This window comes from Amycolatopsis sp. NPDC005961, from assembly GCF_040629235.1.
Taxonomy (GTDB): Bacteria; Actinomycetota; Actinomycetes; order Mycobacteriales; family Pseudonocardiaceae; genus Amycolatopsis; species Amycolatopsis camponoti.
The window spans coordinates 198,570-208,928 of record NZ_JBEXVF010000007.1 but is presented as its reverse complement, the minus strand read 5'-3'; the positions used below and the strand labels follow the sequence as shown (position 1 = coordinate 208,928).

Sequence of the window (10,359 nt, the reverse complement as noted above, 5' to 3'; positions counted from 1 at the left end):
GCGACTACCGCGTCCGGACCTACGCCGGGACGGTCGCGCGCTTCATGACCGCCCTGGGGCTGCCGCGCTTCGCCGTGGCCGGAAACTCGCTGGGCCCCGAGGCGGCCTTGGGGCGCTCGGGGCGCTCGGGGCGGTCGTCAGGCGCGGGTGCCCTCGACCTGGCGGCCGTCCTCGGTCGAGCACGCCGTCACCGGGTCGTTCGGGCCGCTCCCGCACGTCCACTCGTCGAGGACGACCGGCCCCGGGCCGTCGGCCGACGCCGCTTCGGCCGGGGTCAGCTTCGCGAAGTAGTCCGTCAGCAGCTTCGTCGCCGCGGCGCAGTCGACCTGGCCGTGCGCCACGACGGCCGTCTTCGCGCCGCCCGTGCCGGTGACGTCGCCGCACGGCACGCCCGGTGCCGTCGACCCGGCCGCCGCGGCCGCGGCGGGGACGGGAGCGGGCTCGGCGGAGGACGGCGCCGCGGGCGCCGGGTCGCCGCCGCAGCCGGCCAGCACGGCGGCCGCGGCGACGAGCAGCAGGGGGTACGCGAATGTCTTCATGGGCCCTTCAGGAGCGGAAACGGATCGGGAGGGATCACTCGGACGGCACGACGGCGGCGAAGACCGTCTGCTCGCCCTTCGTGCAGGTGGTGCCGCCTTGCGCGGCCGGCGGTCCGGACGTGCACAGCCAGCCGTCGACGGTCTCGTTCACCGCGTCGTTCGAGCCGGCGCCCTGGCGCCCGGCGATCTTGCGGTGGAAGTCGCCGACGAGCTTCGTCGCCGCGACGCAGCTGACGCCGGCGGAGCCGCTGTCGAACACGTAGAGCGTCAGCCCGCTGGCCGCGGTCACGGTGCCGCACGCCCCGGGCACCGTCGGCGGCGCCCCGGACGGCTTCGAAGCCGGCGGGGGCGCGGACGGGCTGCCCTCGGCGGGCGGCGGGGGAGGCGTGCCGGTGGACGACGGCGCGGACGAGGTGGTCGCCGGGGGCGCGGACGGCGGCGGTGCCTGAGCGGCCGGCTCGCCGGAGCAGGCCGCGAGCGCGGGCACGGCGAGGCAGGCGGCGAGCAACGGCCGCCACGTCCTCGTGGTGGTCGGGTGGGACACCGCGATCTTTCCTCCCCCGGTCGGGCCGGCCCGGTCATCCTGGCCCATCCGGGCCGGGGACCCGTGGACCGACTCGCCCACAGGTGTGCCGCAGATTACTCCAGCCGGGTGGCGGCCCGGCGCGGTGGCCACCGAAAGACCGTCCACAATGGACGGTTAACATTCCGTTCACGCTCCGAAACCTCCCGCTGTCATCAAGAATCGATCGGTCTAATTCGGGCCGAGGCGGTTAACATCCCGGCCCCGCGAGCCGAAGATCTTGGTGGAGGCCGAAGAGCTTCCCGTCCCCGATACCCGTACCGAGCCCGTGAGAGCGATGAACGCCGACGCTGCGACCAGCCCCGAAACCAGCACCGACGAGACCGCCGGCCCGTCCGGCCCCCCGACCGTCCCCAGCACCGTCGTCTGGTGCGGCGGACGGCCCTACGTCCTCGAGGCGCGGCCCGGCCGCGCCCGCTGGATGGGCACCGACTACCGGGGCCGCCCCGAGGCGCTGAGCAGCGCCGAACTGCAGCGACGCGGCTGGAGCCGCCGCCGCGCGTGCTGACTACGCTGGCCGGGTGAGCACAGCCGCACCCGAACCGGCCGCGCAGGCGAGCGCCGCCGAGCCGTCCCTGCTGAGGCAGGCCTTCAACGTCCCCAACATGCTGTCGCTGCTCCGGCTCGCCGGCGTGCCGGTGTTCCTGTGGCTGCTGCTGGGGCCGAAGGAGGACGGCTGGGCGCTCGCGCTGCTGGTCTTCAGCGCGCTGACCGACTGGCTCGACGGCAAGCTGGCCCGCTGGCTCAACCAGATGTCCCGGCTGGGCCAGCTGCTCGACCCGGCGGCCGACCGCCTCTACATCCTCGCCACGCTCATCGCGTTCCTGGTCCGCGAGATCATCCCGTGGTGGGTCGTGGTCCCGCTCCTGGTGCGCGAAGCCGTCCTCGGCGTCTGCGTCCTGACGCTGCGCCGCCGCGGCTTCGCACCACCGGAGGTGACCTACATCGGCAAGGGCGCGACCTTCGTGCTGATGTACGCGTTCCCGTTCCTGCTGCTCGCGCAGGGTGGCTCCGACGTCGCCGCGGTCGCCCGTCCGATCGGCTACGCGTTCACGATCTGGGGCGGCGTCCTCTACGTCTGGTCCGGCGTCTTGTACGTCGTCCAGGCGCGTAACGCCCTGCGTGGCGCGCGCGACGACTGAGCGCGACGGTTTTCCCCGGGCCGTGCCCGGCGCTGCGCCGTGTGGGTGTAAGACTTCGCCCAGCACGTTTTCGCCAGTGAGGGCATGAAAGGGGACCGGCGGTGTCCGCTCCTGAAGAGCTTCGCTACACCGAGGAACACGAGTGGGTCGCCACCCGCGGCGAGGACACCCTCGTCCGCATCGGCATCACCGAGTACGCGCAGGACCAGCTCGGCGACGTCGTGTTCGTCGACCTGCCGGAGGTCGGCCGCCAGGTGAGCGCGGGCGACGTCTTCGGCGAGGTCGAGTCGACGAAGAGCGTGTCCGAGCTGTTCGCGCCGGTCGACGGCGAGATCGTCTCGATCAACGACGCCGTCGCCGACTCGCCCGAGCTGATCAACAGCGACCCCTACGGCGAGGGCTGGCTGATCGAGATCCGGCTCGACGACCCCGCGGGGCTCGAAGCCCTGCTCGAAGCCGAGGCCTACGACGCCCTGACCAAGGGCTGAACCCGGCCGGACCGGCACTGCGCCGGTTCGGGGAGCCGGGGCTCGGAGAATCGATCAGGCACGGTACGTTGGCAGCTACACGTTCTTGAGTACTAGGCAACACAGCATGTGTGGAGGAGAGCTCAGGTGAGCACGAACGACGGGCCCGGCGGCGTTCCCCCGGAGCAGTCTCCGGAGCGGACCTCTGTCTTCCGGGCCGACTTCCTGGCCGAAGTCGAAGGCCACGAGCCCGCCCCCGCCGCGGAGGCGCCGGTCCAGGGTGTCGACGCGCTGCCGGCGGGGTCGGCGCTGCTGGTCGTGAAGCGCGGGCCCAACGCGGGTTCGCGGTTCCTGCTCGACCGCGACACCACCAGCGCCGGTCGGCACCCGGACAGCGACATCTTCCTGGACGACGTCACGGTCTCCCGCCGGCACGCCGAGTTCCGGCGTGAGGGCGGCGAGTTCGTCGTCATCGACGTCGGCAGCCTCAACGGCACCTACGTCAACCGCGAGCCGGTCGACCAGGCCGTCCTCGCGGGGGGCGACGAGGTGCAGATCGGGAAGTTCCGCCTGGTCTTCCTGACCGGCCCGGGTCACGGGGGCCAGGGGGCGCAGTGACGGCGGCCGGGCGGCCACAGAACCACGGACTGAGCATCGGGGCCGTTCTGGCGCAGCTGCGCCAGGACTTCCCCGATGTCACCATCTCCAAGATCCGGTTCCTCGAAGCGGAAGGCCTGGTCCAGCCGGGCCGGACGGCTTCGGGGTACCGGCAGTTCGCCGTGGCGGACGTGGAGCGCCTGCGGTTCGTCCTGGCCGCCCAGCGGGACCACTACCTCCCGTTGAAGGTCATCAAGGAGCAGCTGGACGCGATGGACTCGGGTGCCGGGCCCGTCGCGGCCCTGCCCCGCCCGCCGCGCCGGCTGGTGCCGATCGACGCCCCGGCGGAGAACGTCGGCCTGCCGGAGGCGGCGGACTTCGCCACCGGCAAGGAGCTGCGCCTGACCCAGGAGGAGCTCCTGGAGCAGGCCGGCATCGACGCGGCCGCGCTGACCGAGCTGCAGCAGTACGGCCTGGTCCGGCCCGGTCCCGCCGGGTTCTTCGACCCGGACGCGGTGCTCGTCGCGCGGACGGTGAAGGCGATGACCGAATTCGGTATCGAGCCGAGACATCTGCGTGCCTTCCGCGCCGCGGCCGACCGCGAGGTCGGGTTGCTGGAGCAGATCGTGACCCCGGTGTATCGGCACCGTGACCCGGAAGCCAAGTCGAGGGCCGACGAGGTCGTGCGAGAGCTCGCGGCACTGTCCGTGACCCTCCACACGCTCCTCGTCAAGGCGGGAATCCGCGGCGTCGCGGGGTGTTGATCCCCGACGGGCCGCTGAGATCCTCTTTGCGGCCCCATGTCAATGACTGAATGTTCGGCACCGCATGCCGTACCGTGAAGGCAAGGGTTTGCGGCAGGCGAACCGAGATAGTCTCGACAGCGAGCACAGCGCAGGGATGACGGGTAGCGTCGGCAGTGTTGGCGCCGGGCCGTTCCAGCGTCTGGGCCCGTGTGCACGAGAGGGAGGCGAAGCCCGATGAGCGAGATGCGCGTCGTCGGTGTGCGGGTCGAGCTGCCCGCGAATCAGCCGATCTTGCTGCTGCGGGAGACCGAGGGTGAACGGTACCTGCCGATCTGGATCGGCTCGGTCGAAGCGACCGCCATCGCCTTGGAGCAACAGGGAGTCCGGCCGGCCCGTCCGCTCACGCATGACCTGCTGAAAGAGGTCATCGGGGCGCTCGGCCGGGAGCTCGAGCAGGTCGTCATCACCGACCTCAAGGAAGGCACGTTCTTCGCGGAGCTCGTCTTCGACGGCGACATCCGGGTCTCCGCCCGGCCGAGCGACTCGGTCGCGCTGGCCCTGCGGATCGGTGTCCCCATCCACGCCGTGGACGCGGTGCTGGAAGAGGCGGGCCTGATCATCCCGGACGAGCAGGAGGACGAGGTCGAGAAGTTCCGCGAGTTCCTCGACTCCGTGTCGCCCGAGGACTTCCGGGGAGCCGACACGTAGGACTTGCCTTGACGCGGACGTCAACGTCTAGCGTCGGGGTATGCGGATCGGAGAGCTTGCGCGGCGCACGGGTGTCACCACCCGTGCGCTTCGTTTTTACGAGGCCCAGGGCCTGCTGGCGGCCCGTCGCTCGGCGAACGGCTACCGCGAGTACGACGAGGACGACCTGCAGCTGGTCCGGGAGATCCAGACCCTGCAGACGATCGGCCTGACCCTCGACGAGACCCGCCCCTTCGTCGACTGCCTCCGCAGCGGTCACGAGACCGGCGACTCCTGCCTGACGTCGATCGAGGTCTACCGCCGCAAGCTCGAAGAAGCCGACGCCTTGCTGGCCCGCCTCGGCGGCATCCGCGCCGAACTGGCCGGGAAGCTCGCCACCGCCCTGGCCCGGCAGGCGCCCGATCCGTGTGTCGTGCCCGATTCCCCGCGCCCGTGAAGGAGCCCGCCATGTCCGAAAACGCCACGGTCACCGAAGTCACCGACGCCACGTTCCCCGAAGTGCTCGGCAGCGACGTCCCGGTGCTGGTCGAGTTCTGGGCCACCTGGTGCGGGCCGTGCCGGATGGTCGGCCCGGTGCTCGCGCAGCTGGCCGGCGAGCGGGCCGGGAAGCTCGCCGTCCGCAAGATCAACGCGGACGAGAACCCGGAGACCATGCGCTCCTACCAGGTCATGTCCCTGCCCACGATGATCCTGTTCTCGGGCGGCGAGCCGGTCGAGACGATCGTCGGCGCGTTCCCGAAGGCCCGCATCGAAGAGCGGCTCGACCGGGCCCTCAAGGCGCCGTCGCTTTGACGAACGCGTCCGCGACCTCGCGGGCGTACTTCTCCAGATCGAGCGACGGGTCCGCCGCGTGGGCCGCGGCCACCCCGTCGATCGCCTGCGCGATGGACATCGCCATCACCTCCGGCGTGAAGTCGCCGAACACCCCCTCCGCCTGACCCTGCTTGAGCTGGCGGGCCAGCCCGTGCACCCGCATGTCGTCGACCAGGACCTTCGTCATCACCCAGCCGTCGGCGTCGTCGGCGTTGGCCGCCAGCTCGGTCAGGACCCGGACGCACTGGGGGTACGCGCGCAGGAACGCGATCGACGTCTCGATGTGGGCCCGCAGGTAACCGGGCCGGTCCGCCGGGTCCAGCGCGCCGCCGGTGCGCTCCTTCAGGAACTCGTTCTTCGTCTCGACCACCGTGCTCAGCACGGACTGCATCAGGCCGGCCTTGTTCGTGAAGTGGTACGAGATCATCCGGGTGCTGCTGAGCCCGGCGCGTTCCTTGATCTTGGCGAACGTGGCTTTCCGGTAGCCGAGGTCGGCGATCACGCCGATGGTCGCGCCGATGATCTGGGCGCGGCGCGCCGCCTCCGTCACGCTGAGGCCCAGTTCGGCCATGAGGTCGGTGTTTACTTGCATGAGTAAAAATGTACTCGGTTGAGTAAAACGCCGCAAGAGGTTTGAACCACCACCTCCGGGGTACGGCGAACGGTGCAAAGGCTCATCCGACCGTTGAGGCTTGCCGCGCGTCGCGTTGACCGGTGTTCTCCTGGCGCTTACCGTCGAAGGAGGTAAATCGCCACGGTGTGATTCACGGTCTGGGGCCGGACCGTGGCAATTGATCTCCGGCGGGTCCCACTCCTGGGACCGTCCGGCTGTCATTCGCCGGCCGTCAGGTCGGGCGAGGGGAGGCTTGCGTGGTCGAGGCTGGTTCCGAGAAGCAGCCTGTTGGTGTCGCGGCTGGCGAGCAGGGTGAGCTGTTCCCCGACAACTCGCTGCCGGACGAGCTGGTGGGATACCGCGGCCCGGCTGCGTGCCAGATCGCCGGGATCACCTACCGCCAGCTGGACTACTGGGCCCGGACGAAGCTGGTCGCACCCAGCATCCGCACGGCGCACGGTTCCGGCTCGCAGCGGCTGTACTCGTTCAAGGACATCCTGGTCCTCAAGGTCGTCAAGCGGCTGCTGGACACCGGCGTCTCCCTGCACAACATCCGGGTCGCCGTCGACCACCTGCGCCTCCGCGGAGTCCGCGACCTCGCCCGCGTCACCCTGTTCTCCGACGGCACCACCGTCTACGAATGCACCTCGCCCGAGGAGATCGTCGATCTGCTCCAAGGCGGCCAAGGCGTCTTCGGCATCGCGGTCAGCGGCGCCATGCAGGAGATCAGCGGCACCATCCACGAGTTCCCGGCCGAACGCGCCGACGGCGGCGTCGTCGAAACCCACGAGCCGGACGAGCTGACCCAGCGCCGCAACGCCCGCAAGACCGGGTGATCATCGCCGCGGGGAGGCGAGTAAGATCCTCCCTGCGGTCGACGAATCCGCGCGGGAGAGTCCGAGCCACACCACGAGCTCGGCGCCGAAGGAGCAAGTCCTCCCCGGAACCTCTCAGGCACCCCGGACCGCGCGGACTAGACGCCTCTGGAAAGCGGGTCGTCAGGACACAACCTGGTGGCCCCGCCGACGGTGCAAGCCCGGCTCAACCTCGGGTGAAACTCTCAGGCGCCCCTCGGGGTACGGACAGAGTGGGGAGGATCCGCGCTCGCGGGTGAGCTGCGCTCGCGCTGCGCGCTCACCCGGCTCGCTCCGGAGTGTCTTGTGGGGGTGCAACCCCCACACCCCGCCCGGCGGGCTCCGCCCCCGGACCCCCGCGGTGGTTACCTTCGCGTTTACAGTCGGGTCGTGCGACACCGCCGTTCGGAGGAGGCCACCTTGGACCTGTCGCTTGCCTCGCTCGAGCAGGGTGTTCCTTTTGCCGAGCGGCACATCGGGCCTGGGCCCGGCGAGCTTCGCCGGATCCTTGACGTCATTGGCGTCGCTTCTCTTGATGAGCTCTCCGAGCGTGCTGTTCCCGAGTCGCTTCGCTCCTCTGCTCAGCCGCTCGAGCTGCCGCCCGCTGCCAGTGAGGCTCAGGCGCTTGCCGAGCTGCGGGCGCTTGCCGCGCGGAATCGGCCGATGGTGCAGATGATCGGGCTCGGGTACCACGACACCGTCACTCCGCCCGTCATCCGGCGGAACGTGCTCGAGAATCCCGCCTGGTACACCGCCTATACGCCTTACCAGCCCGAGATTTCGCAAGGTCGGCTCGAGGCGCTGCTCAACTTCCAGACCATGGTCGCCGACCTCACCGGGCTGCCCGTCGCCAACGCCTCCATGCTCGACGAGGCCACCGCGGCCGCCGAGGCCATGACGCTGGTGCGGCGGGCCGGGAAGTCCGCGTCACCCCGGTTCGTCGTCGACCGGGACACCCTGCCGCAGACCCTCGCCGTCCTCCGGACCCGCGCCGAACCCCTCGGCATCGAACTCGTCGTCGAAGACCTCACCCAGGGCCTGACCGGCCTCGGCCTCGGCGGCGACTTCTTCGGGGTCCTGCTGTCCTACCCGGGTGCTTCCGGCGCGGTGCGCGAGTTCGACTTCGCGATCGCCGACGCCAAGAAAGCCGGCGCCGCGGTCATCGTCGCCGCCGACCCCCTCGCCCTGACGCTGCTGCGGTCGCCGGGGGAGCTGGGTGCCGACGTCGCCGTCGGATCCACCCAGCGGTTCGGCGTCCCGCTCGGCTTCGGCGGTCCGCACGCCGCCTACCTCGCCGTCCGGAAAGGCCTGGAGCGGCAGCTGCCCGGCCGGCTCGTCGGCGTCGCGAAGGACGCCGACGGCGCGCCCGCGTACCGGCTCGCCCTCCAGACCCGCGAGCAGCACATCCGCCGCGAGAAGGCGACGTCGAACATCTGCACCGCGCAGGTCCTGCTGGCGGTGATGGCGTCGATGTACGCGGTGCACCACGGGCCCGAGGGGCTGCGCGGGATCGCGCTGCGTGCCCACCGGATGGCCACCGTGCTCGCCGCCGGTCTCTGCGAAGGCGGCGTCGAGGTCGTGCACGGCGAATTCTTCGACACGGTCGTCGCGGCGGTGCCCGGGCGCGCGCACACTGTCGTCGCGGCGGCTCGCGACCTCGGCGTGAACCTGCGGCTCGTCGACGACGACCACGTCGGCGTCGCCTGCGACGAAACGACCACCCGCGAACGGCTTTCGTGCGTGTGGAAGGCGTTCGGCGTCTCGGTGTCCGATGTGGATGGTCTCGACGCCGACACGGCGGACGCCCTCCCGGCGCCACTGCGGCGCACGACGGAGTTCCTCACGCACCCGGTCTTCCACGCCCATCGCTCGGAAACCGCGCTGCTGCGCTACCTGCGGCAGCTGGCGGACAAGGACGTCGCGCTGGACCGCAGCATGATCCCGCTCGGCTCGTGCACCATGAAGCTCAACGCCACCGCCGAGATGGAGCCGATCAGCTGGCCGGAGTTCGCCGGGCTGCACCCGTTCGCGCCCGCCGAAGACGCCGCCGGGCTCCTGGAAGTGATCGCCGACCTCGGCGCGTGGCTCGCGCGGATCAACGGCTACGACACGGTTTCCCTGCAACCGAACGCGGGCAGCCAGGGCGAGTTCGCCGGGCTGCTGGCCATCCGCGCCTACCACCGTGCGCGCGGCGAGGGCGAGCGCGACGTCTGCCTGATCCCGGCGAGCGCCCACGGCACGAACGCGGCGAGCGCCGTCATGGCCGGCCTGCGGGTGGTCGTCGTCCGGTGCGACGACGCCGGGAACATCGATCTCGCGCACCTGCGGTCCACTGTGGACGATCATCGCGGCGACCTGGCCGCGATCATGATCACCTACCCGTCGACCCACGGGGTCTACGAGGACACCGTCGGCGAGGTGTGCGCGCTGGTGCACGACGCGGGCGGGCAGGTGTACGTCGACGGCGCCAACCTCAACGCCCTGATCGGCGTGGCGCAGTACGGCCGGTTCGGCGCCGACGTCTCGCACCTCAACCTGCACAAGACGTTCTGCATCCCGCACGGCGGTGGCGGACCCGGCGTCGGGCCGATCGGGGTCCGCGCGCACCTGGCGCCGTTCCTGCCGAACCACCCGCTGCAGCCGGCGGCCGGCCCGGTGACCGGGGTCGGGCCGGTGAGCGCGGCGCCGTGGGGGAGCGCGTCGATCCTGCCGATCTCGTGGGCGTACGTCCGGATGATGGGCGCGGCCGGCCTGCGCCGGGCGACGCTCGTCGCGGTGGCCAACGCCAACTACGTCGCGAAGAGGCTCGGGGAGCACTACCCGGTGCTGTACGCGGGACACGAGGGGCTGGTCGCCCACGAGTGCGTCCTCGACCTGCGGCCGCTGACCAAGGCGACCGGCGTGACGGTCGACGACGTCGCGAAACGGCTGGCGGACTACGGCCTCCACGCGCCGACGATGTCGTTCCCGGTCGCGGGCACGCTGATGGTGGAGCCGACCGAGAGCGAGGACCTGGCCGAGCTGGACCGCTTCTGCGCGGCGATGATCGCGATCCGCGCGGAGATCGACCGCGTCGCCGCGGGGGAGTGGACCTTGGACGAGTCGCCGCTGCGGCAGGCCCCGCACACGGCGCGCTGTGTCGCGGGCGAGTGGGACCGGCCGTACAGCCGGGAGGTCGCGGTGTTCCCGGCGGGTCCGGGCGCGGCGAAGGTCTGGCCGCCCGTCCGGCGCATCGACGGCGCGGCGGGCGACCGCACCCTGGTCTGCTCCTGCCCACCGCCGGAGGCGTTCGCCTAG

The 10,359-nt window shown here is 71.3% G+C and carries 13 protein-coding genes and 1 riboswitch; of the genes, 10 read left to right on the top strand and 3 right to left on the bottom strand.

Annotated elements, in window-relative coordinates; all coding sequences use genetic code 11:
* Positions 1–137: 137 nt before the first annotated feature.
* A complete protein-coding gene (locus tag ABZ342_RS09365) occupies positions 138–539 on the bottom strand; it encodes a hypothetical protein (protein WP_360470647.1) in 402 nt (133 codons plus the stop codon).
* Between the two features lie 34 nt (positions 540–573).
* Positions 574–1,083, bottom strand: coding sequence for a hypothetical protein (locus tag ABZ342_RS09360; RefSeq protein ID WP_360470645.1), 510 nt, complete (start codon positions 1,081–1,083; stop codon positions 574–576).
* Between the two features lie 316 nt (positions 1,084–1,399).
* Here ABZ342_RS09360 and ABZ342_RS09355 point away from each other — a divergent pair, with 316 nt between their 5' ends.
* The 8 genes from ABZ342_RS09355 (at position 1,400) to trxA (ending at position 5,574) form a co-directional block, all read left to right on the top strand.
* A complete protein-coding gene (locus ABZ342_RS09355) occupies positions 1,400–1,630 on the top strand; it encodes a hypothetical protein (RefSeq protein WP_155549881.1) in 231 nt (76 codons plus the stop codon).
* A gap of 13 nt (positions 1,631–1,643) precedes the next feature.
* Complete coding sequence (locus tag ABZ342_RS09350) at positions 1,644–2,264, top strand: CDP-alcohol phosphatidyltransferase family protein (RefSeq protein WP_360470642.1); 621 nt, start codon at positions 1,644–1,646, stop codon at positions 2,262–2,264.
* 101 nt (positions 2,265–2,365) lie between these two features.
* Positions 2,366–2,752 carry a glycine cleavage system protein GcvH gene (gene gcvH, locus ABZ342_RS09345; RefSeq protein WP_155549883.1) on the top strand — a complete coding sequence of 129 codons (387 nt, stop codon included), beginning with the start codon at positions 2,366–2,368 and terminating at the stop codon, positions 2,750–2,752.
* A gap of 126 nt (positions 2,753–2,878) precedes the next feature.
* A complete protein-coding gene (garA, locus tag ABZ342_RS09340) occupies positions 2,879–3,349 on the top strand; it encodes a glycogen accumulation regulator GarA (RefSeq protein ID WP_086864865.1) in 471 nt (156 codons plus the stop codon).
* Positions 3,346–4,092, top strand: a complete 747-nt coding sequence (locus ABZ342_RS09335) for a MerR family transcriptional regulator (RefSeq protein WP_196425966.1) — start codon at positions 3,346–3,348, stop codon at positions 4,090–4,092. The genes garA and ABZ342_RS09335 overlap by 4 nt, the downstream gene beginning before the upstream one ends.
* A gap of 216 nt (positions 4,093–4,308) precedes the next feature.
* Positions 4,309–4,782, top strand: a complete 474-nt coding sequence (locus ABZ342_RS09330; RefSeq protein WP_009078856.1) for a bifunctional nuclease family protein — start codon at positions 4,309–4,311, stop codon at positions 4,780–4,782.
* Positions 4,783–4,822: 40 nt separating this feature from the next.
* Positions 4,823–5,218, top strand: coding sequence for a MerR family transcriptional regulator (locus ABZ342_RS09325; RefSeq protein WP_360470637.1), 396 nt, complete (start codon positions 4,823–4,825; stop codon positions 5,216–5,218).
* An 11-nt stretch (positions 5,219–5,229) separates the two neighbouring features.
* Positions 5,230–5,574 carry a thioredoxin gene (gene trxA, locus ABZ342_RS09320; RefSeq protein WP_360470633.1) on the top strand — a complete coding sequence of 115 codons (345 nt, stop codon included), beginning with the start codon at positions 5,230–5,232 and terminating at the stop codon, positions 5,572–5,574.
* On the opposite strand, the gene ABZ342_RS09315 is transcribed toward trxA, so the two are convergent.
* Positions 5,555–6,187 (bottom strand): TetR/AcrR family transcriptional regulator, encoded by a 633-nt coding sequence (locus ABZ342_RS09315; protein ID WP_360470630.1) that lies wholly within the window; start codon positions 6,185–6,187, stop codon positions 5,555–5,557. The genes trxA and ABZ342_RS09315 overlap by 20 nt on opposite strands.
* A 278-nt stretch (positions 6,188–6,465) precedes the next feature.
* On the opposite strand from ABZ342_RS09315, the gene ABZ342_RS09310 reads away from it, so the two are divergent.
* Positions 6,466–7,044 (top strand): MerR family transcriptional regulator, encoded by a 579-nt coding sequence (locus tag ABZ342_RS09310; protein WP_360470628.1) that lies wholly within the window; start codon positions 6,466–6,468, stop codon positions 7,042–7,044.
* Between the two features lie 42 nt (positions 7,045–7,086).
* Positions 7,087–7,185, top strand: a riboswitch (glycine riboswitch).
* 297 nt (positions 7,186–7,482) lie between these two features.
* Positions 7,483–10,359, top strand: coding sequence for an aminomethyl-transferring glycine dehydrogenase (gcvP, locus tag ABZ342_RS09305; RefSeq protein ID WP_360470625.1), 2,877 nt, complete (start codon positions 7,483–7,485; stop codon positions 10,357–10,359).

What these genes read in the sequence shown, in the direction of transcription:
- ABZ342_RS09330 (WP_009078856.1), top strand. Translation starts at nt 4,309, where the DNA reads ATGAGCGAGATGCGCGTCGTCGGTGTGCGGGTCGAGCTGCCCGCGAAT.
- ABZ342_RS09315 (WP_360470630.1), bottom strand. Translation starts at nt 6,187, where the DNA reads ATGCAAGTAAACACCGACCTCATGGCCGAACTGGGCCTCAGCGTGACG.
- ABZ342_RS09355 (WP_155549881.1), top strand. Translation starts at nt 1,400, where the DNA reads ATGAACGCCGACGCTGCGACCAGCCCCGAAACCAGCACCGACGAGACC.
- trxA (WP_360470633.1), top strand. Translation starts at nt 5,230, where the DNA reads ATGTCCGAAAACGCCACGGTCACCGAAGTCACCGACGCCACGTTCCCC.
- ABZ342_RS09365 (WP_360470647.1), bottom strand. Translation starts at nt 539, where the DNA reads ATGAAGACATTCGCGTACCCCCTGCTGCTCGTCGCCGCGGCCGCCGTG.
- ABZ342_RS09325 (WP_360470637.1), top strand. Translation starts at nt 4,823, where the DNA reads ATGCGGATCGGAGAGCTTGCGCGGCGCACGGGTGTCACCACCCGTGCG.